The sequence below is a fragment of the Micromonospora sp. DT201 genome, from assembly GCF_049841575.1.
Taxonomy (GTDB): domain Bacteria; phylum Actinomycetota; class Actinomycetes; order Mycobacteriales; family Micromonosporaceae; genus Micromonospora.
This window is the reverse complement of the sequence record NZ_JBNCKP010000035.1, coordinates 25,723-50,060: the sequence shown is the minus strand read 5'-3', so window position 1 is coordinate 50,060 and position 24,338 is coordinate 25,723. Positions and strand designations below refer to the sequence as shown.

Sequence of the window (24,338 nt, the reverse complement as noted above, 5' to 3'; positions counted from 1 at the left end):
TCTCCATGATGATGGACATCCTCCCGGAGACCCCAGGTCCCCTGATCTCGGATGTCCGTCAAAACGGGGCAGGCCCAGGTCAACTCTGACTCGTCCCGTGTCGCGCTCGGTTATGACGCGACGGTCCGATGGCTGGAGCAGGTCCTCCTCACCTGCCACCCATCGCACCGCACAAACATCGAGGCCAGGGTCAGGAACGCGCAGCGTGGCCAAGGGCAGACGTTGTTTGACATGATCGTAGAGATCATCCACGACCACGGCCCAGGCGGCAGCGAATCCGAGGACGGCATCATCCTCGAGTTGCTCTAACCCGTTTGGGTGGATAAACGGGCCCCCTGACCGTTGCCGCCCGACCCGAGCTGCATCCGCTCACCAGGCCCACGCCTCCGCCGACCACGACCTCCAGCGACGCGCGAACCGCGGCAGATGAGGGCACGGGCGCGAAATACTTGCTCCATGGATAAAGCATGGAGGCTTCGTCCGGCGCTGTCTGCGGATGCGGAATGGCTTGCTGACCTCAAGGCGCGCGCCATGCGCCCAGACCTGGAACGCCTGGGACTGTGGGATGAGGAGTGGGCTCGCCGCCGGTTCCTGGACACCTACGTTCCTGCCAACACCGACATCATTGAGGTCGACGAGAAGCCGGTGGGTGTCATCGCCGTGCGGCCCGAGGTCGGTGCGCAGTGGATAGAGCACTTCTATCTTGATCCTGCGATTCAGGGTCAGGGCATAGGCAGTCAGGTACTCCGGCACGTCATGGACGCCCACCGCGACGCGAGGCCTTTCCGGCTTGCCATCGACCGGGGTAGCACGGCGCGCTGGCTCTACGAGCGAGTTGGCTTCGTTCACCTCTACGACGACAGCAACGGCGTGGATCAGATTTTCGGCGCTCCGGGAACCGCTGCCGCGCGAACCTGACGGTCAGATCCACCCCCTGTCACGTCGGAGGTTCGCCTTCCTCCCCAAGCAGTAGGCGGCACAGCATCGGGCCATCGAGGATAAGCCAGCACTGGATGACCCCGGCTTGCTAAGCCGACGCGAGCGCACTGACATCGACAGTTGCGGGCGCCTGCGGCGCCGTAATGCCGTCACGTTGTGTGACGGGGCAGATCGTGGCAGATGAGCGAACGCCTGCTCCTGGCGGGTGGGATTGATGGGTAATCTTGTCGACCGTGGCGCGGAACGATCGTCAGGTGTTTCGATACCAGGTGGACTTTGGTGGTGGCGAGCGAGACGTCGTGTCGTTACTCGAGCCCGACTGGGTGTTTCAGCACGGACTGCACCCAGATGCGGTCCTGGCGGTCGTGCGGGAGGGCGCCGACCCAAACGTCCTAGCGCCCGCCGACGTCCAGGAGATCGGCCCATTCCTTCGGCTGCTGTCGAGGGTCATCTTCGAGAGCATCGACAAATGCGACTCCCTTCGACGGGAGGCGGAAATCCAGGGCAACGGGTACGTCTATCTATTGGACGAACGTTCGCCAGATCCCGGAGGACGAGTCAACCCGGCGGACATCCTCGGTGCGATTGAGGTCAGTAACGGCAAGCCGGTAGCTGGCTCCTACCAGCACAATCCACGCCACCAACTGCTCACGGCGGCCGGGTGGTTCCGGTTACCGAGTGAGATCGAGCAGGCGCTACAGAGCCGCCTACGCGCCCGAACCGAAAATTAGCCAACCTGGGAGGGCGCACTGTTCTCGGCACGTCCGGACGGCACTCAGGCCAGCTCGGCGGGACACTGCGTAGCGCGCTTCGCGGCAGATGCGGATGCCGTTACAGGACTCCGAGCCGCTCGCCTAGGCGTTGTCGTGTGTGGCAATCTCGTCGGCGGACATCCGGCTGATCGTCCTGCCGGCTTCGGTCACCACCAGCGTCAACGCACCAATCCAACTCGGATCATCCGGGTACTCCCAACTGGCGGGGTCTGCCAGCAGCATCGGCAGCTGGTCCCCCGGCACAGGATCGCCGTGCGCCAAGCCCTCCCGGCCGTCATTGGCAACCCGCCGCACGTAGCGGCGCATTTCCATCCAGCCGCAGTCCACCAAGTTCAGCAGGACGGAGGCCAGCTCGGACAACGACGGCTCCGGCTGGGCGGGGTCCAGGTCACCGAACACGCCGGGCAGGAGGTCCATCTCGAACGAGTTGATGAAGAAAGCCCGCTCGATATGCGTCAGGCGCTGCCACTCACGAAGGCTCACGAACCGATCATCACATGCGGCACGGAACACATATGGCGAGCCAGGCGGCCAACCGCGCTGTCAGCGGCTCCATGCATCTGATCTTGTGTTGCGTACGTCGTAGACGCGCAGAGGATGTACGCGATGACACTCAGGCGTTAGCCAGTCTCCGCTTCGGTCGTGAGTCGCATGAACAGTTGTCAGGCGTACGAGGGCCGGTCCGGGTCCAGCAGTTCGGTGACACGGCCACGGTCGAGCACCTCGATCAGTGCATTGGTGCCCCGATCGACCTTGACCGCCACCTCCTCCGGGTGCAGAGGGATTAGCGCGAGCAACGCGATCCGAGTGCCGTCGCCGACCTCGATGGTCCGGGCCTCGGCCGGCACGTGAAGCATCGGCGTGATGACGACCCCGGCGAAGGGCGTGTTGCTGCTGCGCCCCTCGGCCCAGTGTCTCCAGGACACCGACCATAGCGACGATGTGCAGCCCGCTCCCACCGGGGCGCACTCATCTCGGCTAGATCCGGAAACCGTGCGGGCACCACATCTAGTGCCCTGGCTAGAAACGTTGACGGTGTTGGTCACGGTGCTAGGCATCCGCTGATGCGTCCGGAAAGCGTTCTCGAACAGACCAACTGGCGGGCACTGGCACACAGCCACGGGCCAGCCTGGCCGGAGACGCCGCGACTCCTGGCGGGGTTACTGACCGGTGACCGTGACGACGCGCGGCGGGCTCTCTCCCATCTGTGGGAGGAGTTGTTTCACCAGGGCACCATCTACGAGGCGACACCCGCGGCGGCCCGGTTCGTCGCCGTGGCGCTGGCCGACCCGCGGGTCCGGGCCCAGCCCGGCCCCACCCGCGAATACGGTGACGGACCGCTGCGTGCCGCACTGCTGGTCTGGCTGTCCCGGCTCGGATACGCGATGGGTGTCCAGTGGCGGGAGTGGTTCGGCGATGACGCCGCCGGCGGCGAGAACATCGGCGGCCCGCTCCGCCCGATGCGGCCGCGACTCTACGCCGTGGTCACCGCCTGCCTCGACGATCCCGACGAGAACGTGCGCGACGCCGCCCTCATCGCCGCCGTGAACTTGGCCTCCGCACCCGAACTCACCCCGCACCGCGTCGCCCTGTCCGCCCGCGTCCGAGCCGTCATCGCCGCCGACCCGCACTGGCGTCACACCGAAACCGCGGTGCTCAACCTGCGTTACTGGGGTGAGCACGACCTTCCTCGGACGGAGCCCGCGGAGCTGGCCTACGAGCCGCAGCAGGGCACCTACGACAACCCCCCTCTCTAGTGCTCTGAACGGGGGTCCGCCGGGGTGGCCGCTGTCGCGATTCGGCGTGGATCGCAGCCTCCCGTTTCGCCTATGCGCAAAGCCTGCCGATCGAGTCCGCATCGGTCGCCGCCCGTGCCGCCGACCGGTCACTGACCGAGTTGCAAGCTGATGCCGCCGACGAGCGGGTGCGACAGATGCTCGGACAGCTCCATCTTTCGGCCGCGTTGACGTCGACAGTCAGCGGTCGTTTCGGTGTAGCTCGCGATCACCTTGTCGAGGCGGCTCCCGAGGCGGCGACACTCGGGGATCCGGCCGACGGCGCGGGCTTCAACGGCTGTGGGTTTGGACCAACCCAATGTCGGGATGTGGGAGATGCCCATTGCGGCCGAGCAGGGCGAGTCCGGTCGGGTCATTGAGCTGTCTCGGACGGTCCGACCGCAGGTGCTCGCGGTGCGGCGGGAGGCGTGGCGGCGGTTGCCGGTCGAGTATCGGGGCGCGTACCTGGTGGACGTCGCGCGGGCGTACCTCCAGGTGGGTGACCTGCGCGGGGCTGCACGGGCGCTTGTGGACGCGGACAGTGTCGCGCCGGCTGAGGTTCGGTGCCGGCCGTTGGCACGTACCGTGATCGCCGATGTTGCCCGCGCGCAGCCGGCGCCGGCCGGCGTGGCGCGACTGGCGACGCTTGTCGGCCTCACCCGTTGACCGGACGTCGTCCAACTGGACCCGTGACGAGTCGTCGTCAGCCCGTCGTTTCGACTCACAGCGAACGCCACGCGTCACCGCCTCGTCCAGGACGACCCGCCACCGGTCCTCATGCCCACGCCACGCCAAACGCCGCAGCCAAGTGACGTTGGAGTAAACAATCGGGGTGGCAGACCGTGCGCCGCACGCTCTGCCACCCCGCCTCGGTGAGCCCCGGTCAGACCGCGGTTCTTGTCCAGCGCTGGTTGTTGGCGCTTCCGCAGGTCCACTGCTGGATGTCCACGCCGTCTGCGGTTCCTGACTGGTACACGTCCAGACACTTGCCGCTGTGCCGGGCTACGAGCCGGAAGTTACTGCCCTGGGACTGCCATTGCCACTGCTGGTTTTGGCCGCTGCCGCACGTCCACTGGACGATGTTCGCGCCGTCTGCGGTGGAGGCGGAGGCGACGTCGAGGCACTTGCCGCTGTTCTGGTTGACAATGCGGAAGTAGCCGCTACCGGCGTCCTCGAAGCGCCATTTCTGGTTGCTGCCGCCCGCGTAGCTCCATTGCTTGATCTCGGCGCTGTCGGCCGTGGACTGCCCGATCACGTCCATCGCCTTGCCGCTGTTGACGTTGTTGATCCGGTAATGGGTTCCCGAGGGCGGGGGCGTCGTGGGGCCGCCGCCGATGGTGTCGCCATAGGCATAGCGGATCCGGTCGGCGCCAGAAGTGTTGCGGATGGTCAAGTTGAGATTGGTGCCGCTGCCACTGAGGGCGAACATCGAATACCAGTCGTGACCGGAGCCGGAGTTCTTGCCGCCGAGGGCGGGCCAGTAGGTGCCGCCCATCTGGTTGTCACGCATGACCTGAGCCATGGCGCGGATGTGGCGCACGAAGTTGTCGGTGCTGTTCGCGTCGGCGTAGTTGAGGCCGTTGTCCATGGGCCCGCCGAACTCGGTCGCGACCGCCCGGGAGGCACAGTTGCCCAGACGCGTCTGTATGTGACTTCGCCAGGCGTCGTAGGTCATCGAGCCGTAGAAGAAAGCGTAGTGGTGGAAGGACAGCAGCGTGCCGTTGAAGCGGCTGTCGTTGCAGATGTCGCGCAGGTCCTGGCTTGCGCCAGTACCGCCGATGAGCACCCGGCTGGGCACGGCCGAGTAGTGGGTGCTGAGCCAGGTGGCTGCGATGTCGCGCCACTGTGCCGAGCTGTAACCGCCCGGCTCGTTCATTGGCTCGAAGTACACGTTGGTGTTCGAGCCGTAGGCGCTGGTCACGCTGGACCACATCGTGTTCCACGCGGCGAGGTTCGCGATCCTCGCGCCGGAGTTATGGTCCGTCCAGAAGGTGAGGATGACCTTGAATCCACGGGCAGTGGCGGCGTCAATGGCACCCCGGTAGGCGTTCCACCAGGTGGTGTTGGCCACTGTCTGAGTGTTGATGGGCAGCCGGACCGTGTTGATCCCCATGGTGGAGGCCATGTCGTCGTAGAGGGCGTTGGCCTTGGCCTGCACTGTCGCGTAGCTGTCGGATTGGCTCAGGCCCTGCACGACGAGCGGGCTGGTGCTGAAGTTGTCACCCAGCTGAGCCCAGTTCATGCCTCTGAACTGGCTGGTGGCGGCAGCGGCTGGGCCGGCGGTAGCGGTGATGGCGATTGCCGCCGCGGCAGCCGTGGTCGCCATCACCGCACTGGTGGCCACGAGCCTACCCATTCGCGACAGGGGGCGGCTGAACATGGCAGGTCGCATATGCGTCGTCCTTTCTGTTGGGGGACGGGGACGGGACGATGCAGGTCCTATTGGTCGTCCGGCGCGACCGGCATCACGGCCGGACGGCCCCGACGGCATCCACGACGAGACTGCCGCTGCGCACCATGATCTGCACGGTGTGCGTGCCGGCGTCGAGGTTGCGCAGGGCGTACGTCTGAGAGAACTCGGGAGAGGCGAGCGTGCTCGCTGCGGAGTTGACCACCGTGCCGTCCACCGTGACCTGCAGGACGGCCGAGCCGTTGTTCGGCCCGATGATGTCCAGTCCGGTGCCGGCGAACGTGTAGGTCAGCGTCGAGCCGCTTCCCTGGCTGGTCGACAGGCTTCGCTGAACGTTGTACATGCCCTTACCGTTTTCGTGCGCCCAGGACCCGCCGTACACCAGCTTCCTGGCGGGCGGGTTGGCCAGGTCGGACATCTCCAGGTTGTCCAGCACCTCGGAGTAGTACGGCGGGCTCCCGTCGACCGTCTCCACCTTGAGGTTGTCAAACCGGGTGAAGTAGTAGCCGCTGCCCAGCGTGATCCGGCCAGACAGCTTGGGATTCGGGTCGGTGTAGGTGGCCAGTGTGACGCCGTCGAGGTAGGCGGTCACCGTGCTTCCGACGCCTTTCAGCGCGATGTTGTGCCACGCGTTGTGAGCGGTGTTGAACCCACTGATCCGCACGCCGCCGGCGCCGCTGACCACGTTGCCGCTGGCGACCGCGTTGTTGTTGACCAGCAACTGCCAGCCCCCGTCGAAGGTGAACTTCACCGAGTACGGCGGACCGTTGTCACCGTGCTGCTCGCGGATGCCCAGCCGGGCGTGGTTGGCGCCGTTCTGGGTGCTGCTGTTCTCGAAGGAGACGTCGACACTGGCCTTGTAGTTGAGCCACCGGCTGTCACCGATCCTGGTGACCGCGTCCCCCCCGTTCCACGCACCGCCCAAGCCCTGGCTCGGGCCGTCCAATTGCTGGCGCAGCACGTAATTGGTCGATCCGTCCGGCTGGTACGCCTCGAAGGCGCCGTTGCGGTCGCTGGCGTAGCGCGGGATGACGCTCCTGGCGCCGCCACGCGACGTGATGAAGTCCTCGGTGCCGGTGATGGTGCCGCCACTGCCGATCACCGGGACCGTCTTGCCGGAGTAGTCGAAGCCGTCGGCGTAGAGGATGTTGTCGCTGGTGCTCTGCACGTCGCCGGAGATGTCGGCGTCCAGCACGGTGCGCTGGCCCTCCACCGGCAGGGGTTCCAGGTACTCGGGCTTGGTGTGGTTGGCCAGCGTCGTCACGGTGACGACCGAGTTCGGCCTGACCGTCACGGAGTACACCCCGCCGTCACCGGCCGGGACGCTGCCGAGGTGCTTCAGGTAGTTGGCGTTGAACGCCTGGCCGGGGTCGGCCGCGCGGGTTTCCCACAGCTGCAGGGCCGGAGTGCCGGAGTAGGCCATGTTCACCGGCTGGAGGCGGTACGACTGGGTGTACTCGCTGTCGTTCATGAAGACCGTGGAGAAGTTGCGCCTGTCGGGCGCGGCGAGCGTGAGATAGCTGGGCGTGCCGTTGCGTCCGACCACCGGGTTCGTCCCGGTCGCTCCGGTATAGCTGGATTCGGGGACGGCGCGCCAGATACCGGCCGTGTTGCTGGAGTTCTCCCAGCCGGTCTTGGCGAACCAGCTGAAGTGCCGCAGCACGTCGATGGCGGCGTCGTAGTGCAGCCAGCCCGACCAGGGATCACGGGCGCTGACGACCTCCTTGTAGGAGTACTGCCCACCCTCGTAGAAGGACCCGATCGCCGGTTGGTAGATGAAGTTGGTCCGGCGCGAGTTGACGAATCCCTTGATGATGGTGTTTCCCATCTCCAGCGCGCTGTTGGTGCCGCCGATGCCGGTTCCGACCACCGACGGGGACCGCATGTTGTTGTTGGGGCGCAAGGCGGAGTTGCCGAAGGTCGCCTGTGCTTCGCTGTTCCAGATCTCCTTGTCGTAGTCCATCGCCAGGCGCTTGAAGTTGCCGGCGCTGTCGTCGTCGGGGCTGTAGTGGTAGCCGGCCGCCGCCACCACGTCGCGCAGGCCGGCGTCGCTGATCATGCTGCCGCCGAACGACCCGACACCGACCTCGTCGGAGATGACGACCTTGAGCTGGTTGTACCGGGATTGCTCTGTCGAGTTGGCGAAGTCGGCACTGTCGGTCCTGACCCGGTTGGCATAGGTCTTGGTCCAGTTCAGGTCCGCCCCGCGCTCGTTGAGACCCGGGTTGACGTAGTCGACCATGAACCCGTAGGTCCGGTACGCGCTCAGGATGGTCCTCTTGAACCAGGTGTAGACCTTGTCGTTGCTGTTCACCCAGCCGGGGGAGTTCCAGCGCAGCAGGGACACCTTGACGTTGGGGTTGACCTTCTTCGCGTCGGCCGCGAGTTGGAAGCCCTGAGCACGCTTGACGTTGGGGGTCTCGGACTCCCAACGCATGGTCGAGGGGTCCGGTCCGGTGGAGTTGTTGCGGTCGTTGCCCATCTCGATCTTCACGTTGGTGAAGACCGGACTCTCCCCGCCGAAGAGGACCCGCAGCAGCTGCGCGTACGCGGTCGGGCTCTGGGCCTTGTAATCCATCAGCAACTCGCTGGTGCTGTTGGCGCTGAGCGCACCGAAGCCCTTGAACGTCAGGCCGTTGACGTTGCCGGCGCGGATGTTGTTGCCGTCCACCGTGATCGTGCCCGATCCCGGAGTCGACACGTCAGTGACGATCCACTGCTGGTTGGTGCTGCCGCTGTTCGCGGACTGGACGAGGTTGGCGCCGTCGGACGTGCTGCCCCCGCCATCCAGGTACAGCCCGTTGGCCCGGTTCCTGAACTTGGCGTAGCCGCCGGAGTCCTCCCGGGTCCACTGCTGGTTGGTGCTGCCGCTGTCACTCCACTGGCCGCAGATGGATCCGCCCGTCGTGCGGCCCATCCCGTCCAGGTACAGGCCGGTGGCCCGATTCCTGATCCGGACGTAGTCGCCGACGGCATCGATCGTCCACTGCTGGTTGTCGCTGGACGACGAGGAATACTGGCCGACTGCGGCGCCGTTGGTGGTCCGGCCCATGCCGTCGATGAACTTGCCGGTGGTCCGGTTGCCCAGTTTGACGTAGGCGGCGGCTACTTCCATGGTCAGGCCCACTGGCGTGGATGCGACCGGCATGGCTACCACGTACGTCAGGACAAGCGCTGCGACCGACAGCATGCTCAGCGCGGTGGGCCTGACGCGGGCACGGCGGGGGCGGGCTACTCCCGGAGTCTGCCGAGGCGGAACGGATCGAGGGCTGGTCATGAGATCTCCAGTCAACCGGTCAAGGTGTGGCAGGCGACGCCTCGGGCTCGCCGGCCTGCGGTGTCCAGAGGCGGCACGTCATCGTCTGATCGCATCGAATCATATTTATGCCATCCGGATCTAGAGTTGCCAGGAAACGGACCTAGACGTTCAAGAACGTTCAGACTCGATCATTCGGCCGTCAGGCTGGAGGACCGCGACGGATCCACCCAGCGCTCGGGGGCCACGCTGGGGACAAGATCTCGCTCTTGTGGACGCGGACAGCGCCGCGCCGGCGGAGGTTCGGTGCCGGCCGGCGTGGCGCGACTGGCGACGCTGGTCGGCCTCACCAGGTGAAAGCTCGCCGTCCTGCTATTCGCGGCCGACCCAGGTGGCGACGCACGCCTCGTTGCCCTCGGCGTCGGCCAGGACCCACCACCTGGGTGCGTGCGCGTCGGAGACCAGGGTGCCGCCGGCGGCCAGGGCGGCGGCGATGCGAGCCTCTGCCTGATCGTGCGGGACGGCTATGTCGAGGTGCATGCGGTTGCGCTGTGGGCGCGCGCCTCGTGAGCGTCGATCGAGGCCGCGCGGGATCGGGTCGTGCGCGACGGTGGCCCAGGCCGGACGTCCGACCTGGGCCACCGCTGTGACGAGTGCCGACCGGGTCAGCCGCAGACCCACCGGACCGGGGTCGAGTAGTGGTTGCCGTACGCGATGTCGCCGTCGGTCAGCCCGGTGATGTCGGCGATCGAGTACGGAGACGGACCGAACGGCAGCGCCCGGTCGATGCCGTCCTGCCGGAGCCACTGCTGGTTCTCGTACGTCTGCTCGTAGGCGACCGAGCCACGCGCGTTGACCGCGTGCGCCACCGCCCCCTCGGCCAGCAGGGTCGGGGCCGCTCCGGGCACCCACGAGAGAACGAACTGGCTGGACCCGGTGTGTTCCTGGCCCACCACCACTCCCGCGCTGATCCCGGTCAACTCCCAGACGGTGTCCGGACCGGCCGCGTAGCCGGGCAGCAACTCTGGCTGGGCGTTGGGCGCCCAACGCACCGGCTTCTCGGCCAGGTAACCGATGACGGTGCCGTCGGCGTCGACGTCGATCGCCCGGCTGTCGCCGGAACCGGGCAGGGCACGAACGGTGTTGTCCGCCGCCCAGGTCACCGCCGTCGACTGCCCGTCGGCGGACCGAACCCACCCGGCCACGGTGCCGTCCGCGGCGATGGCGCTCGCGCTGGTCTGCACGCTGCCTGGTAGGCCCGGCAACGTGGTCACCTGGCCGGCAGAGTATCGCCACGCGATGCTGCGGTAGAGCCCGTCCTCGGAGAAGGCGTTGCCAACGAAGTCGCCCTGCTCGTTGACCTCCTCCAGCATGCCAGCCGGCGAGCCGAGGTTGGTCGGCACACCCTTGTCCCACCGGATGACGTGGTCGCGCCACGAGGTGTCCGTCCCGTACGCGATCTGGAACCGACCGCTGGGGTCGGCGTGGCTGACAGTGATTCGCTGCCACGCCCCGGCGGGCAGCCGCAGGTCCTCACGGACGCAGGGCGGCCCCACCTCGGCCGTCCGCGTGGCCGACTGCGCCACGCCCGTCGCCGAGGCGGCCGACGGCAGAGCGGTCACGCCGGCCACCACCGACGCCAGAGCCATCACCTCGGCTATGCCTGGTCGAATCCTCATCGAAACCCCCGTGTGTCCACAGACGACATGTGTCGCCGCCGATCTTAGGGGAATTCGGGCAGGCATCGATGTGCCGTGCCCCAACGCGGCGGGACCGTCTCGTCCGCCGGTGCCTCAGTACGGCAGATGCGGCTCTGGGCGATCGGCGTCCGCGGCCGTGGTGGACGCGGACCGTGTCGCGCCAGCTGAGGTCTGGTGCAGGCGGCGGGACGGCGCGGAGGGACCACCCGTGCGAGTGGTCCCTCCGCTGGTCTGCTGGTGAGTGGCTAAACTTCAGGTTGGCAGTTCACCTGTGCTCTGCTGCGGTGGGCGCAGCCTCGGGAGGGTGTTCCCGCACCCTCTCGAGGGGCCGTCCCATCAGACGGCGCCTACTCGCAGAAGACCCGCACGGTGGCATCGGGGGAGTCCACCTCCACGGTCACCTCGTCGAGGTGCTCCACGAGCGCCTCCAACTGCTCGGGCTTGAGCTGCGTCAGGTCGATCGGCACGCCCGAGTCGCTGAGTGAGGCGTTGGCCTTGACCAGGGCCTGCGGCGGGACCAGCGCCGCCAGCCGTACGCCGGCCCGCAGCAGTTGCAGTGGCACCCGCACGTTGACCCGCGACGGTTCGCCGTTGTCGGTGGCGTCCACCATCACCCGCAGGTACTTCACCTTGCCCTTGAGCCGGGCGTCGTGACTTGCCGCCAGCGGTGCCTGGTCGCGTTCGAGTGCGGCGATGAGCTGCTCCGCTTCCTCCGCGGTGATCTTGCCGGCGGCCAGCATGTCGAGGATGTCCTTGCGTTGTTCGGTCATGTGAACCTCTCCTATCGGATAGCCACGAGCACGGCCGAGCGGCCCTGCTCGATGTCGAAACGGGCGCCGGGCAGCGCGGAGATGACGCGCCAACCGGCGCCGAGTGCCCGCACCACACCGATGCGGAACACGACGCAGGCCACGATCGCTGCCAGCACGACCAGGACCACGACCGGAAAGAGCACGAGCGCCACGGGGAGCACCGGAACCCAGACGCGGATGGGCCGATGGTCCGGGCGGTGGACCTTGACGGTCACCAACTGCGGCATCATGCGCGGCCGTCCAGCTCGGCCAACGCCTGCTGTGCGGTGATCTCACCGCGGCGCAACCGGTCGATGACGTCGGCTCGTGAGGGTGCCGGGTCGGTCTCGACGAAGTCGAGCATCTGCGTGATCCGGTTGAGTCGTGACTTGATCGTCGGGTAGCTCACCCCGAAGATGCGTTCCATTTCCTTGATCGAACCGTGGCAGCGCACGAACGCCGTGACGAAGACCTGATCCTCGACGTTGAGCTGCGCCAGTTGCGGTAGCTCGAACTCGCCCTCGATCGCGACGCCGTTGCTCGCCAGGCGCACCCGCTCGACGATGAACGGCTGCCCTCGCGTCAGGCTGGTGAGTTCCTGCCAGTCCATCGCCTGATCTGTCATACCTAAATTTTTAACTCAAGGATCTTTAACTTCCAAGAGGTTGATCTTAACTTTCTTAAGATCGTGCTCGTCGTGACGGAGGCCGCGCAGCGCCGCGGCAGGCTCGCCGCGCAGCGTGGACGACTCCCGCCCGCTCCCGCCGCCCGCCGCACCCCCGTGCTCATGAGGTTGGCGGGCCCTGGGGGATTGAGCCGATCGTCAACGGGTTTGGGCCGTGAGGTCTCTCATTGGCCTTGATGTCATCGTTGGCCCCAAACATGTCTGCTTCTCGCGTCTTTGTCCGATGTGAGGAGCCCTCTGCTACGTTCCGTTCTGATAGCTATGGCCCTATTTGGTCGCTATCGGCACCGTAACGGCGGTGCGGACCTGTTGTGCACGGAGAAGGGTGAGGTTCCGCTAATGTCCGATCATCTACCGCAAGGCCGAACTGTCAGCCAAGCAGCAGCTCAACCAGGGCCGCCGGGACGGCGCCGGCGGGCACGCTGGCTTGTGGTCGGGCTGACCGGAGTGACCGGGCTGGCCGCCGTCAGCGGCGCCGTCGGCGTCACCGGAGCGTCCGCGTTTGCCGGCGTCAACGACCGCCTCGAAAAGGCCGCGCAGCAGTTCATCGTCGAACGCGGTCGAGTAACCGGCGACGACAATGGCGGACAGGACCCCGGCGGACAGGCCCCGGGCGGTAACAACGGCACGGATCACAACGGCGACGAGCGGGCGGTGCCCTGTGATCCCGATGAGCTGATCGCCGCGCTCGTGCACGCCAACGCCGGAAACGGGGCGACCCTCAAACTCGCCGAGCGATGCACGTACACCCTCACCGCGTTCGCTCCGATCGTCACACCGCCCGGGACCAGCGGCCCCAACGGCCTTCCGGTCATCACCAAACCCATCACCATCAAGGGCGAAGGTGCCACCATCGTCCGGGCGGCGAACGCCGAACCGTTCCGGATCCTGGAGGTCGGGGTCGGCGGAAACCTGAGGCTCCGCGATGTCACCATCAAGGGCGGTTCAGCGACCGTCTCCGGTGGTGGCGGGATCCGGGTCAGCACCGGCGGCGAGGCCACCCTCGAACACATCAACGTGGTCAACAACCGGGCCGCCGGCGCCGGTGGTGGGATCGCCAACTACGGCATCACCAAGATCAGCGGCAAGACCGACTACGGCAAGGACTCGGCCACCAGCGGCACCTCCAAGAACGGTGCGTCCAACACCGAAGCGCCCAACACCGAAGCGCCCAGCAACGGGCCGGCGGTGCAGGCCCCGGATGGTCAGGGCGCTGCGGCGGAACCGTCTGCGGAGAACGCCGGCACGGGTAAGAACTGGGACGACAAGGACAAGGGCGGGCACGAGGGCAACGAGACCACGATCAGCAACAACGCCGCCGTGATCAGTGGCGGAGGCATCCACAACAACGGCTACCTCACCATGGAAAACGCCCGACTGAGCTACAACGTCGTACGCAACTCCGGCGACATTGGGATCACCGGTAACGGCGGCGGGGTGTCGAACAGCCGCGTCGCCGTGCTCAACGATGTGCGCCTCGACCACAACCTCGCGGACTTCCGCGGTGGCGGTGTCGTAGGTGGACTCAACTCCACCACCAAGGTCACGAACGCTGATATCAGCGACAACACGGCCAGCAACGAGGGTGGCGGCATCTTCAGCGACGGCGACTTCCACCTGAAGCACAGCAAGGTTGACCGCAACTCGGTCTTCCAACGCGGTGGCGGCATCTACAACCAGATTGGCCAGATCGTCATCGAGGACAGCAAAATCAGCGAGAACATCGTCCGATACGAGCACGGCGGCGGCATCTACGTTGGCACCGGCACTGTCGTGCTGCTGCGGAGCCAGGTCGAACGGAACAAGGCCGTAGGCCCGAACTCGCAGGGCGGTGGAATCTACAACCGCGGCACGCTCAGCCTCACGGAGTCCAAGGTCGTCCAGAACGATTCCACCCTGCCGCCCGGCGGAATCTTCACCACCAACAACCTGGTCACGGTGGATCAGAACTCACTCATCATCAAGAACCGACCCACCAACTGCACCGGCAGCGACCAACCCGTTCCCAACTGCTTCGGCTGACTCCCAACCACTGATAGCGGGAGCCTGACGGCAGCCGCCAGAAGCACCGCACATCCGGCCCCGCCCGGGTTTGATCAACCAGATCAGGCCCGCGGCGGGGCCGATCAGCGCAGAGCCCGCACACCGAGGATGAGATCTACGTGGTCACCGCGGGGCGGGCCCGGATCGTGACCCCGGACGGCGCGGCCGAGGTGGGCCCGGGTTCGGTGATCTTCGTGCCGGCCGGCGAGGAACACCGGTTCGTCGAGGTGACCGAGGACCTGGCGCTGCTGGTGGTGTTCGGCCCGGCGTACGGCTCGCGCGCTGCAGGTCGACGGGCGGCGACCGTCCGCGGGTAGGTGGTCAACGAGGTGTCGTCCGTGCCCGACGTCGGCTGAGCGCGTCGCGAAGGTCGAAGACGACGAGCGAGAGCGGCACGATGACCCACAGTTGGAGCACGGTGTAGCGGCGCAGTTCCCGGCCAATGTCGACGCCAGCCAACTCGGCGTCGAGGGCGCCGGGCCGCATCAGCATGATCGCGTACGCGGACAGCGGAGCGTAGTTGAGGCCCGCGCCGATGAACCACAGGCCGAATGCCCGGCCGCCGAGGCCGCTCGATGACGCCAGCAGCCAGCTGCCCAACGTCACCATGGCAACCACGCCGACGAGGAACTCGGTCAGGATGATGAGCCGCCGGCGGCGGGTTCCTTGCGTGCCGTACATGTCGACGGCCGCCAATCGACGAACGTTCATGAGGCGATGATGCCACCGGTGGACAACGTCTGTGCCCCTACCAGCGGGGCGGCTCCAGGTGTCTGAGGCTCTGGATCATTCGAAGAACTTGATGCTGAACCCGGTGTCGGTCGTCGGGCCGGGCACGTTCGCGCGGCGGTGTACCAGTACCGGTTCTCCCAGGAGTACGGAGTGCCCTTGGGCACGGCGTGGAACATCAGCGGGAACCTCGGCCCGGCGGGTGGGCTCGTGGCGATGTCGCCGTTGAGCAGCACGAAGCTGTGGTGGCCAGGCCCGTTCACGTGCAGGGTCGGATCCCAGCCGGCCAGCTCTCCCGTGGCTGGGAAATGACGTACCGGTTGGCGGTCGGGGTGAGCGGGTCGCTCATACGGCTGAGGTAGATGTTCTGTTCGACGTTGGTGTCACCGGCCCACCCCGACCAGACGAACCACCGCTGCGGGGGTGAGCTCCGGCGCCCAGACCTCACCGAGGTTGCGGCTGTCCGTCCACACCTGTCGCGCCGGCACGGTGGCCAGCAGGCCAGAGAGGATTCGGTCGCCCACGTTCACGCGGACACTCTGCCTTCGCCGGATTCGGTAGGCTGCCGCGGTCGTCGATCAACGGGGAGTTCGGCCATGGTTCGCAGATTGATGCTCGTCGGCCTGCTGGCGCTGGTGGCGGGCTGTGACTCGGGCGGTAACGCCTCGCCGGAACCGGCCCCCACCGACCCGCTCGCCCAGGTGCGTGCCGCGGCCGCCAAGACCGCCGGGGGGTCGGCGCACGTGACGTTGAGCGTGCCCAACGTCGAGGTCGTCGGCGACACCGACCCGGCGGGCAAGGCGCTGACCCTGACGGTCACCACGGGCACCGGCGCCGAGACCGTCGACTCCAAGGTGCGGGTGGTTGGCGACGACGCGTGGATGACGTTGGGCTCGACCTACCTGCCGAACCTCGACCCGACGAAGTTCATCTGGTTCCCGAGGTCGGAGTTCGCCAAGGCGTCCCTGGTACATCTGGGGGACACGTTCGACCCCGCGGGGATCAAGGGCTTCTCCGCGGCGATGACGGCCGCCACGCGTACGGGTGAGGGCACCTACACCGGCACGCTCGACTTCACCGTGGCACCAGCGAGGGTGTCCCGAGGACTCCTGCCAGCGACGGCCGAGCAGTTGCAGCACCACGGTGGTGTGTCGCAGTCCGTGCCGTACGAGGCGTCGGTGGACGCTCAGGGCTATCTGACTGCGCTGACGGTCACGCTGCCGACTTTTGCGAGCACGGCCAGGTTCTCCAACTTCGGCAAGCCCGTCAGGATCGACAAGCCCGGCGCCGCCGAGGTTATCGAGGTGCCGGACGGTTTGCGCCGCCTCCTGGCGAGCTAGACGCTCGGGGCTGGGCGCCCGCGATGTTGATTGGTTCGGCGTCTGACCTTAATATCGGGACGATGCGGGAGGCACGGCTGACGGTTCGGCCAGCGAGTTTGGCGGATGTCCCTTGCATGGTGGAGTTGCGCCTGGCCAATGCCGAGGCGCATATCGCTCTTGATGCCGACACCTACCGCGTTCCGCAGCGCGAGGCGGTGATCCGCCACTTCGCGGACATGCTGGCCGAGGACGCGGGCCGAGATGGTGTTCTCGTCGCTGAGAGCGATGGCGGCCGGGTGGTCGGGATGATCGAGGTGTTATGGCACCCGGATCCGCCGGAGCATCAGATCCTGCGTCCTGAGCCTTCGGCCCAGGTGCCCACGGTGGTGCTGCCCGACGCCAGGGGACGTGGGGTGGGAGCAGCGTTGTTGCAGGCGGCCGAACGGTGGGCGACCAGCCGCGGGATCCTGTACCTGTCGGCCGGCATCCACCACCGCAACGTCGATGCGGTGCGCTTCTACCATCGGCACGGCTACACCGCCGCCGGTCACTCTCTCGGCAAGAGCGTGGGGATCTGAGCCGTCACCTTCGGTGCGGCGGCGGCCCGATGTTCCAGAATCCTCTCTACCTCATAGACCTGCCATCGAGCTGCGTCTGTGGGGCTCCGTTCGGAACCTACCTGGCGTAGCACCTCAAGGCCGCTCTGATCCTCGCGCAGAGCCAGGCCAGCGGCAGCGTTGAGCCTCGCGTACAGGTGGTCGTCGGTCAGGTACGTGGTCAGAAGCTCGCGAACTGCGGGGGTGTCGATGCCCGACTCCGCCAAGGTGCGCAGGGCGCCGACGCGAACTGGGCCGTCGACGTCCGAGGCGAGTCGAAGCAGCGTCGCTACCACATCCAGCGGGGTGTCGAACGGAATCAGGGGCGGGTCGGGATTGGGCCTCGCCTGTGGAGGTTCACCGATGGCCACGACGAGTTCGCCAGCCACTCGGGCACGGATCCCCGGGTCGGGGTGACCAGCGAGGGGTAGGACATCCGTCAGGTCCCCGCGGCTGGTGAACTCGGCGAATGCGCCGATCACGCTGTCCAGGGCGATCGGATCGTCTTCGGCGCGCAATCGTGGCCTGAGCACCTCCAGCGCCTGCGCCTTGAAAGGACGCTCGTAGAAGCTCAAATGGTGCAATAGTTCGGTCGCGAACCTTCTCGTGTCCACCGAAGGGTGCGCTACCAGGTCAGCGGCCCAGCCAAAGGTTTCCTCCGAGTCCGGGCCATGGGCCAGGACGACCTGGGCTTGGCTCCAGTCGCACGACTCTGGGGGCGCGTAAAAAAGGGCACGTGCCAACAACTCGTCCCGGGAAACAGGTATGTCGAACTGATCTTCGAGATCGGTGACGATCGCCCGATGGGCGATCTGCGTCTCGGCCTGCCGCCCGTCGGAGAGGGTCAAACGGAGCCTGGTCGCTTGCACTGGCCATGGCCACTTGTCCCTGGTCGAGATGTGCAACCGCTCGACGACGGCCGGCTCGTCCTGATGTGCGCCGAGCCGACGACGCAGTTCGACCTCCGGGTCGAGGCTCAGCCACGCTCGGGCGATCTCCAGCGCACCGCGCTTCACATGCTGCGGCACCTGCTTGCGCCATGACGATCCGCTGTACACCAGCTCTTGCAGGACCTCGCACGCTCCAAAGTCGGCCGCCCAGGACACCGGATCGGTGCCGTCCTCCCACGGCCGGGCCGGATCAGCTCCGGCATCGAGCAAACTGGCGACGACATCCGCGTTGCCAGCGAAGGCCGCCGCACGGAGCAACCCGGTGCCTTCGTCACCCGCGAGCGCGTCCGCCGGGACCGGCCGCAACAGCTTGTCGACCAAATTCGAATCGCCGGCCTGCACCGCGGTCAGTAGCTGAGCGTCCACGCCGCCATCCTGCCGTAATGGACGCCAGCGGCCGACCGAGTATCGGAGCCTGCCTGGCCAGTGCCCGTGACGACGGCGTAGATACCCAGCCGCGCATCGAATGCCTTCTCCAACCGCTGGAACTCCGGATCGACGGCCGGCGACGAGGTGACCGTCATCCCTGGAGCTGAGCGACGTACTTGCCGTCGCCGCGGCCCTCGGCGAGCATCTGGTGGATCGCGGGCACGTCCGCGAGCGAGCCGACTTCGGTGATCGCGATGTCCAGTCGGCCTTCGGCGATCAGATCAAGGACCCTGCGTAGGCCGGCGGCGGCGCGGTGCGGCGCTGTGGCCCACAGGCGGCTGATGCTGAAGCCGCTGATGGCGAGATTGCCGCCGATCAGCCGTCCGGCCGGTGGCAGCGCAGCCTGGTCTCCGCCGCCCGCGTTGCCGAACAGGACAATCCGGCCGCCGGGAGCGGTGACTCCCAGATCAGTCTCGAGCATGGTGGTACCCAACGGATCGAGCACGATGTCCACCCCGGCGCCACCGGTCGCTGCCTGCACCGCCTTGGTCAGGTCCTCACTGCGCGGCACCGCCACGTCATATCCGCTCTTGAGTGCCGAGGTGACCTTGTCGGGGCGGCCCACGGTGCCGATGCGCAGCCCTCCGCCGAGCGCCGGCACCAGTTGGGCGACGGCGCTTCCGACGCCTCCGCTGGCCGAATGCATCAGCACGGTTTCGCCCGGACGGAACCGGGCGGCGTCCTCCAGGAGGAGCAGCGCGGTCGTGAGCATGAGCGGGGCCGCCGCCGCGACCGGTGACGGGACCTGGTTGGGCACCGGCACCACGAACTCGGCCCGCACTAGCACCACGTCGCTGAGGCCGCCGCCTGCGGTGAACGCGGCCACCCGCTGGCCCACCGCCAGGCCCGTGACATCGGGGCCGATCTCCCGGACCGCTCCGGACACCTCCAGGCCCGGCGCGTACGGCCAGGCACCGACATAGCCGGCGTCACCGCGGCGGGCCATCACGTCGAGGAAGTTGATCCCGGCGTACATCACGTCGATCGTCACCTCACCCGGCCCCGGCCGGGGTTCCTCGACCTCGCGCACCTCCGTGCGGTCCACCCCTTGCGACGGCCCCATCATCATCAACGCGTGCATAGCAACTCCTTCGACGTTCGTCGTATGACGAAGACCGTACCTCGTTGTACGATGATTGTCGAATGAAAGGTGTGAGATGCCAAGATCACAGCGCCGCCGCCCGACGCTCGTCCATCCGGAGCCGAACGAGTTCGACGTGCTGGACATCCTGCACGCGCTGTCCGACCCAACCCGGATGACGATCGTGCAGACATTGCGCGCCGCACCCGAGCGCGCCTGCGGCACCTTCCCCGTGGACGTCGCGCCCTCCACGCTCACCCACCACTTCCGGGTACTACGCGAGGCCGGAGTCATCCGCCAACGGGAGGACGGCAACCGCCGGTGGACCGCTCTGCGTGGCGAAGACCTTGAAACCCGCTTTCCCGGCCTCCTGGACGCGATCGTGACCGCCTATGAAAGCGGGCTCACGCCGCCCCGATGAGCCCACACGGGGCCAGCTTCAGTCGTCGCGCCCGGCACCGCGATCGGGTGCGGTCATGTCGCCCGTCGCGGGTGTGCCGTCGGCGAGCCCGTAGCGCAGGTAGACGGTGCCCTTCGTGCTGACCGCTGGCGGTTCGAGGAGTGTGAGGTTCGTGGGCACCGCGCCACCGTCGAACACCTTCTTGCCGACGCCGAGCACGATCGGGTGCACCCACAGGTCGAGACGGTCGAAGAGCTTCTCGCGCAGGAGGGTCTGCACCAGGTTGAGGCTCCCGACGACCTTGATGTGCTCGTGTCGGTCACGGATCTCGCGTACGGCGCTGGCCAGATCCGGGCCGAGCTGGGTGGAGCCGGCCCACGACAGGTCGGGGCTGCCGCTGGAGGCCACGTACTTCGGGATGCGGTTGAAGAGCGTGGCGATCTCGTTGTCCTCGCCGCCCTCCTGGTGTGGCCAGTGGGCGGCGAAGATGTCGTACGTGCGCCGGCCGAGCAGGAGGGCGTCCGTGTCCTCGTACGCGGCGAGGACCTGCGCCCCGGCGACCTCGTCCAGCAGGGGTGCCTGCCAGCCGCCGAACGAGAAACCCGCCGGGTCCTCGTCGGGGCCGCCGGGCGCCTGCCCGACGAGGTCGAGGGTCGCGAACAGTTCGATGTGAATGAGGCCCATGCCCTACTCCCGGTGAGTTGGTCGTCTCGATCGGGAGAGTAGCCCCGTGAGCGCCCGCAGACTCAGCGCCGCGACGGCTCGGGCAGACCGAGATGGAAAACCTTGGGACAGCTGCTGCTCGCGGGGTGCCTGTGACAGGCGTACCCAAACATGTCTGCTTTTCGCATCTGTGTCCGATGCGAGAAAACCTCTGCTACGTTCCGTTCTGGTAGCTAAGACCCTATTTGGTCGCTATCGGCACCGAAGGTGCGGTGCAGACCTGTTGTGTACGGAGAGGGTGAGGTAGCGCTAATGTCCGACCACCTACCGCAACACCAAAATGTCAGCCAGGCAGCAGCAGCTCGGCCCGGACCGCCGCGACGGCGCCGGTGGGGACGCCTGCTTGTGGCCGGGCTGACCGGAGTGGCCGGGTTGGCCGCCGTCGGCGGCGCCGCTGGCGTGGCAGGAGCGTCCGGCCTTGACGGCGTGAACGACCGCCTCGAAAAGGCTGCGCAGCAGTTCATCGTCGAAGGCGGCCGAGCAACCGGCGACGACAACGGCGGCCAGGACCCAGGCGGGCAGGCTCCAGGCGGCCAGGCTCCAGGCGGGCAGGCCCCAGACGGGCAGGCTCCAGGCGGGCAGGCTCCAGGCGGCGACGACGGCAAGGGCTACAAGGGGGACGAGTGGGTGGTGCCCTGCGACGCCGACGAACTGATCGGCGCGCTCGTGCTCGCCAACGCCGGAAACGGGGCGACTCTCAAACTCGCCGAGCGATGCACGTACACCCTCACCGCGTTCGCGCCGGTCGCTACGCCGCCCACGGCCTACGGCCCCAACGGCCTTCCGGTCATCATCAAACCCGTCACCATCAAGGGTGAAGGCGCGACCATCGTGCGGGCGGCGAACGCCGAGGCGTTCCGGATCCTGGAGGTCGGGGTCGGCGGAAACCTGAAGCTCCGCGACGTCACCATCAAGGGAGGTTCAGCCAGCATCGCCGGTGGTGGTGGGATCCGGGTCGACGCCGGCGGCGAGGCCACCCTCGAACACCTGAACGTGGTCGACAACCGGTCCGCTGGCTCCGGCGGCGGGATCGCCAACTTCGGCATCACCAAGATCACTGGCAAGTCCGACCACGGCAAGGACTCGGCCACCAGCGGCACCCCCAAGAACGGTGCGCCCAACACCGAGGCGCCCAGCAACGGGCCGACGGGGCAGTCCCCAGAAGGTCAGGGAGCCGCGGCGGAACTGTCCGCGGAGAACGCCGGCACGGGTAGGAACTGGGACGACAAGGACAAGGGCGGGTACGAGGGCGACGAGACCCGGATCAGCAACAACACCGGCACGTTCAATGGCGGAGGCATCCACAACAACGGCTACCTCACCCTGGAAAACGCCAGAGTGAGCGCCAACGTCATACGCGGAACCGGCGGCACGGTGATAACCGGTAGCGGCGGCGGGCTGTCGAACAGCCGCGTTGCCGTCATCAACGATGTTCGCTTCGACCACAACATCGCGGACTTCCGCGGCGGCGGCGTCCAAGGCGGACTCAACTCCACCACCACGGTCACGGACGCTGATATCAGCGACAACACGGCCAGCAGCGAGGGTGGCGGCATCTTCAGCGACGGCGACTTCCACCTGAAGCACAGCAAGGTCGATCGCAACTCGGTCTTCCAACGTGGCGGCGGCATCTTCAACCAGATTGGCCAGTTCGTCGTCGAGGACAGCAAGATCAGCGAGAACACCGTCCGCAACGAGGGCGGCGGCGGCATCTACGTCGGCAGCGGCACTGTCGTGCTGTCGCGGAGTCACGTCGACCGGAACAAGGCCGTGGGCCCGGACTCGCAGGCCGGTGGAATCTACAACCGTGGCACGCTCAGCCTCACGGAGTCCAAGGTCGTCCAGAACGACTCCGCCCTGCCGCCCGGCGGGATCTTCACCGAGAACAACCAGGTCACGGTGGATCAGAAGACACTCATCATCAAGAACCGACCCACCAACTGCACCGGCAGCGACCAACCCGTCCCCAACTGCTTCGGCTGACCCTCAGCCACCAGACAGTCGGAGCCTGACGGCAGTCGCCACCAGCGCACCGCACATCCGGCCCCGCCCGGGTTTGATCAACCAGATCAGACCCGCGGCGGGGCCGGATGGCTTATGGCGCCCTCGGCACCGCACGCCCTAGACGAGTAAGTAGGTCCTAACCCTGGCTCCGGCTGTGGCCCAGCCGGCGGTCGGCGGTCACCGTCGGTCACCTCCGTCAGGGGCGGATGCGGTAATGAGCGGTATACCTCAGAGTCATATTCATACCTCTGAGATATACCGCTCAACAGCACATCGACATGGCAGGCAGTCAAAACGGATGGCGAGCGCCCTTCGCTGCGCCCGCAGCCCCGTCTCGGCGCGTACCGTGATCGGGATCCTGCCCGTCGTCGGACCGGTCACGCCGGTGTGCGGGCCGAACGAGTCGGCCCAGGAATACTCGGTATGCTCTGCCGTCATGCGACCTGGCGATCGGACGGTGGCGCTCGCCTCCGTGGCGGGCGGCTTCCTGCTCGGCTTCCTCGACCTCTGCTGGATCAAATGGCTGCCGTTTCCCGTCGCCGAACTCGGCAACTCCACCGCGACCTGGGCGGCTGCCGCCTTCTTCTTCGGATACTGGGTGCGGTCCGGGCGGCTGCGCTGCGCGCTCGGTGCCGCCGGCCTGCTCGTCGTCGCGGTGCCCAGCTACTACCTGGCGGCGGCACTCCTGCAGGGCGACGACCTCGCGGTGCTCTGGGCGCCGTCGTCGCTGGTCTGGATGGCCTTCGGCGTGCTCGCCGGGGTGGTCTTCGGCACGGCGGGGACGTGGGCCCGTGGCGGCCGGTGGCGGCAGGTCGTCGGGGCCGCGCTGCCGGCTGCCGTGTTCTTCGAGGAAGCGGGCCGGTTCGCCGGCAAGTCGACCGACCCCAACTACTCCTCCGAGTTGTGGTGGAACGTCGCCATCGACCTCGCGCTGGGACTGCTGATCGTGGTGCTGATAGGCGGATCGCACCGTCAGCGGGCGCTCGCCGCCGCCGTGGCGGTGCCGCTGGCCGGCGTGATCCTGGCCGGCTTCGCGGTGGCCGGCGGAATCTTCTCGTCAGCCGGCTGACCGGGACGCGGCACGCGTCGAGCCGCGTCGGGCCTCGTCACCCAGACCTCCCACCCCGAAGCTCAACGGCGCACCCGATAGCGCAGGTGAAGCACCCGGTTGCCCTGAATCACCACGTCAGGATCCTCCAACAGGTGCTGCGCGTCGACCGACCCGAAGTAGCGCTTGCCGGACCCGAACACGACGGGTACGACGTCCATGCGTACCTCGTCAACCAGGCCCGCGGCAAGCACCTGGCCACCGACGTCGCCAGCGGCGACCTCGACCACGCGGTCACCCGCAAGCTCCTGCGCCTTGGCCAAGGCTGCCTTGACGCCGTCGACGAAGTAGAACGGTGACTCGGGGTCCCAGCCCTCGGGCTTTGGCCGGTGCGTCACGACGACCACATGGTCGATCCCGCTCGGAGGCTTCCCGTCCCAGCCGTCCGTCATGTCGAAGACGTGGCGGCCGGCGATTGTCACCCCGATCTGGTCCCAGTACGGCCGGGTGTAGTCGTAGGACGTCTGCGACACCTTGAGAAATCCGCCCTCGTCCAACGGGACGTCACCGCTGGACAACCAGTCGAACAGGGGGCCGGGCTGGTCGTCTTCGTCCGCGATGAAGCCGTCCACCGACACCGAGCTGTACATGACCACCTTGCCCACGGGGCTCTCCTCTGCTTTG

At 67.2% G+C, this 24,338-nt stretch carries 28 protein-coding genes and 1 pseudogene; 12 read left to right on the top strand and 17 right to left on the bottom strand.

The genetic code is table 11. The features are described 5' to 3' along the window. Nucleotides 1-51 precede the first annotated feature (51 nt). The 3 genes from ACLQ28_RS32970 (at nucleotide 52) to ACLQ28_RS32960 (ending at nucleotide 1,670) form a co-directional block, all read left to right on the top strand. Entirely contained in the window at nucleotides 52-309 is a 258-nt protein-coding gene (locus ACLQ28_RS32970) for a hypothetical protein (protein ID WP_425690165.1), read from the top strand. 147 nt (nucleotides 310-456) lie between these two features. Further along, nucleotides 457-918, top strand: a complete 462-nt coding sequence (locus ACLQ28_RS32965; protein ID WP_425690164.1) for a GNAT family N-acetyltransferase — start codon at nucleotides 457-459, stop codon at nucleotides 916-918. A gap of 254 nt (nucleotides 919-1,172) precedes the next feature. Further along, entirely contained in the window at nucleotides 1,173-1,670 is a 498-nt protein-coding gene (locus ACLQ28_RS32960) for a hypothetical protein (protein ID WP_425690163.1), read from the top strand. Between the two features lie 123 nt (nucleotides 1,671-1,793). Here the strand turns inward: ACLQ28_RS32960 and ACLQ28_RS32955 are convergent, their stop codons facing one another. Both ACLQ28_RS32955 and ACLQ28_RS32950 read right to left on the bottom strand, forming a co-directional pair. Beyond that, complete coding sequence (locus tag ACLQ28_RS32955; protein WP_425690162.1) at nucleotides 1,794-2,195, bottom strand: hypothetical protein; 402 nt, start codon at nucleotides 2,193-2,195, stop codon at nucleotides 1,794-1,796. Nucleotides 2,196-2,374: 179 nt separating this feature from the next. Further along, nucleotides 2,375-2,638: a suppressor of fused domain protein gene (locus ACLQ28_RS32950; protein ID WP_425690161.1), complete on the bottom strand. Its 264-nt coding sequence runs from the start codon at nucleotides 2,636-2,638 to the stop codon at nucleotides 2,375-2,377. A 138-nt stretch (nucleotides 2,639-2,776) separates the two neighbouring features. Between ACLQ28_RS32950 and ACLQ28_RS32945 the strand changes: the two genes are divergently transcribed. Next, complete coding sequence (locus tag ACLQ28_RS32945) at nucleotides 2,777-3,469, top strand: hypothetical protein (RefSeq protein ID WP_425690160.1); 693 nt, start codon at nucleotides 2,777-2,779, stop codon at nucleotides 3,467-3,469. A gap of 128 nt (nucleotides 3,470-3,597) precedes the next feature. On the opposite strand, the gene ACLQ28_RS32940 is transcribed toward ACLQ28_RS32945, so the two are convergent. Continuing rightward, complete coding sequence (locus tag ACLQ28_RS32940) at nucleotides 3,598-3,831, bottom strand: hypothetical protein (protein ID WP_425690159.1); 234 nt, start codon at nucleotides 3,829-3,831, stop codon at nucleotides 3,598-3,600. Between ACLQ28_RS32940 and ACLQ28_RS32935 the strand changes: the two genes are divergently transcribed. Next, on the top strand, nucleotides 3,824-4,153 hold the full coding sequence (locus ACLQ28_RS32935; RefSeq protein ID WP_425690158.1) for a hypothetical protein: 330 nt from the start codon (nucleotides 3,824-3,826) through the stop codon (nucleotides 4,151-4,153). The two genes, ACLQ28_RS32940 and ACLQ28_RS32935, sit on opposite strands and share 8 nt — an antisense overlap. Before the next feature lie 217 nt (nucleotides 4,154-4,370). Here the strand turns inward: ACLQ28_RS32935 and ACLQ28_RS32930 are convergent, their stop codons facing one another. From ACLQ28_RS32930 to ACLQ28_RS32900, 7 genes are all read right to left on the bottom strand, one after another. Then, nucleotides 4,371-5,813, bottom strand: coding sequence for an RICIN domain-containing protein (locus tag ACLQ28_RS32930; protein WP_425690167.1), 1,443 nt, complete (start codon nucleotides 5,811-5,813; stop codon nucleotides 4,371-4,373). Nucleotides 5,814-5,952: 139 nt separating this feature from the next. After that, on the bottom strand, nucleotides 5,953-9,087 hold the full coding sequence (locus ACLQ28_RS32925) for an RICIN domain-containing protein (protein WP_425690157.1): 3,135 nt from the start codon (nucleotides 9,085-9,087) through the stop codon (nucleotides 5,953-5,955). 438 nt (nucleotides 9,088-9,525) lie between these two features. Continuing rightward, a complete protein-coding gene (locus ACLQ28_RS32920) occupies nucleotides 9,526-9,795 on the bottom strand; it encodes a VOC family protein (RefSeq protein WP_425690166.1) in 270 nt (89 codons plus the stop codon). 23 nt (nucleotides 9,796-9,818) lie between these two features. After that, nucleotides 9,819-10,832, bottom strand: coding sequence for a hypothetical protein (locus ACLQ28_RS32915; RefSeq protein ID WP_425690156.1), 1,014 nt, complete (start codon nucleotides 10,830-10,832; stop codon nucleotides 9,819-9,821). A 368-nt stretch (nucleotides 10,833-11,200) separates the two neighbouring features. Then, nucleotides 11,201-11,623, bottom strand: coding sequence for an SHOCT-like domain-containing protein (locus tag ACLQ28_RS32910; RefSeq protein WP_425690155.1), 423 nt, complete (start codon nucleotides 11,621-11,623; stop codon nucleotides 11,201-11,203). 11 nt (nucleotides 11,624-11,634) lie between these two features. Beyond that, nucleotides 11,635-11,880 (bottom strand): hypothetical protein, encoded by a 246-nt coding sequence (locus tag ACLQ28_RS32905; RefSeq protein ID WP_425690154.1) that lies wholly within the window; start codon nucleotides 11,878-11,880, stop codon nucleotides 11,635-11,637. 11 nt (nucleotides 11,881-11,891) lie between these two features. After that, nucleotides 11,892-12,269, bottom strand: a complete 378-nt coding sequence (locus ACLQ28_RS32900; RefSeq protein ID WP_425690153.1) for a DUF2089 domain-containing protein — start codon at nucleotides 12,267-12,269, stop codon at nucleotides 11,892-11,894. A gap of 507 nt (nucleotides 12,270-12,776) precedes the next feature. On the opposite strand from ACLQ28_RS32900, the gene ACLQ28_RS32895 reads away from it, so the two are divergent. Together ACLQ28_RS32895 and ACLQ28_RS32890 are read left to right on the top strand one after the other, a co-directional pair. Next, nucleotides 12,777-14,351, top strand: a complete 1,575-nt coding sequence (locus tag ACLQ28_RS32895; RefSeq protein ID WP_425690152.1) for a hypothetical protein — start codon at nucleotides 12,777-12,779, stop codon at nucleotides 14,349-14,351. 116 nt (nucleotides 14,352-14,467) lie between these two features. Continuing rightward, a pseudogene (locus ACLQ28_RS32890) lies at nucleotides 14,468-14,689 on the top strand (cupin domain-containing protein); the annotation flags it as partial. Between the two features lie 4 nt (nucleotides 14,690-14,693). Here the strand turns inward: ACLQ28_RS32890 and ACLQ28_RS32885 are convergent. Next, nucleotides 14,694-15,083, bottom strand: a complete 390-nt coding sequence (locus ACLQ28_RS32885; RefSeq protein WP_425690151.1) for a hypothetical protein — start codon at nucleotides 15,081-15,083, stop codon at nucleotides 14,694-14,696. 401 nt (nucleotides 15,084-15,484) lie between these two features. Then, nucleotides 15,485-15,631, bottom strand: coding sequence for a hypothetical protein (locus ACLQ28_RS32880; protein ID WP_425690150.1), 147 nt, complete (start codon nucleotides 15,629-15,631; stop codon nucleotides 15,485-15,487). Nucleotides 15,632-15,697: 66 nt separating this feature from the next. Between ACLQ28_RS32880 and ACLQ28_RS32875 the strand changes: the two genes are divergently transcribed. After that, nucleotides 15,698-16,441 (top strand): hypothetical protein, encoded by a 744-nt coding sequence (locus tag ACLQ28_RS32875; protein ID WP_425690149.1) that lies wholly within the window; start codon nucleotides 15,698-15,700, stop codon nucleotides 16,439-16,441. A gap of 23 nt (nucleotides 16,442-16,464) precedes the next feature. After that, nucleotides 16,465-17,001, top strand: coding sequence for a GNAT family N-acetyltransferase (locus ACLQ28_RS32870; RefSeq protein WP_425690148.1), 537 nt, complete (start codon nucleotides 16,465-16,467; stop codon nucleotides 16,999-17,001). On the opposite strand, the gene ACLQ28_RS32865 is transcribed toward ACLQ28_RS32870, so the two are convergent. Genes ACLQ28_RS32865 through ACLQ28_RS32855 form a run of 3 tightly spaced genes read right to left on the bottom strand, consistent with a single transcriptional unit; the run spans nucleotide 16,971 to nucleotide 19,479 of the window. Next, nucleotides 16,971-18,311, bottom strand: a complete 1,341-nt coding sequence (locus ACLQ28_RS32865; protein WP_425690147.1) for a hypothetical protein — start codon at nucleotides 18,309-18,311, stop codon at nucleotides 16,971-16,973. The genes ACLQ28_RS32870 and ACLQ28_RS32865 overlap by 31 nt on opposite strands. Nucleotides 18,312-18,316: 5 nt before the next feature. Continuing rightward, on the bottom strand, nucleotides 18,317-18,493 hold the full coding sequence (locus ACLQ28_RS32860; protein WP_425690146.1) for a hypothetical protein: 177 nt from the start codon (nucleotides 18,491-18,493) through the stop codon (nucleotides 18,317-18,319). Next, complete coding sequence (locus tag ACLQ28_RS32855) at nucleotides 18,490-19,479, bottom strand: quinone oxidoreductase family protein (RefSeq protein ID WP_425690145.1); 990 nt, start codon at nucleotides 19,477-19,479, stop codon at nucleotides 18,490-18,492. The genes ACLQ28_RS32860 and ACLQ28_RS32855 overlap by 4 nt, the downstream gene beginning before the upstream one ends. Before the next feature lie 76 nt (nucleotides 19,480-19,555). Between ACLQ28_RS32855 and ACLQ28_RS32850 the strand changes: the two genes are divergently transcribed. Next, nucleotides 19,556-19,900: an ArsR/SmtB family transcription factor gene (locus ACLQ28_RS32850; protein WP_425690144.1), complete on the top strand. Its 345-nt coding sequence runs from the start codon at nucleotides 19,556-19,558 to the stop codon at nucleotides 19,898-19,900. An 18-nt stretch (nucleotides 19,901-19,918) separates the two neighbouring features. Here the strand turns inward: ACLQ28_RS32850 and ACLQ28_RS32845 are convergent, their stop codons facing one another. Next, entirely contained in the window at nucleotides 19,919-20,563 is a 645-nt protein-coding gene (locus tag ACLQ28_RS32845; protein WP_425690143.1) for a dihydrofolate reductase family protein, read from the bottom strand. A 384-nt stretch (nucleotides 20,564-20,947) separates the two neighbouring features. On the opposite strand from ACLQ28_RS32845, the gene ACLQ28_RS32840 reads away from it, so the two are divergent. Further along, nucleotides 20,948-22,585, top strand: coding sequence for a hypothetical protein (locus tag ACLQ28_RS32840; RefSeq protein ID WP_425690142.1), 1,638 nt, complete (start codon nucleotides 20,948-20,950; stop codon nucleotides 22,583-22,585). A 457-nt stretch (nucleotides 22,586-23,042) separates the two neighbouring features. Continuing rightward, on the top strand, nucleotides 23,043-23,675 hold the full coding sequence (locus ACLQ28_RS32835) for a DUF6518 family protein (protein WP_425690141.1): 633 nt from the start codon (nucleotides 23,043-23,045) through the stop codon (nucleotides 23,673-23,675). A gap of 62 nt (nucleotides 23,676-23,737) precedes the next feature. On the opposite strand, the gene ACLQ28_RS32830 is transcribed toward ACLQ28_RS32835, so the two are convergent. After that, a complete protein-coding gene (locus ACLQ28_RS32830) occupies nucleotides 23,738-24,319 on the bottom strand; it encodes a dihydrofolate reductase family protein (protein ID WP_425690140.1) in 582 nt (193 codons plus the stop codon). Nucleotides 24,320-24,338 lie beyond the last annotated feature (19 nt).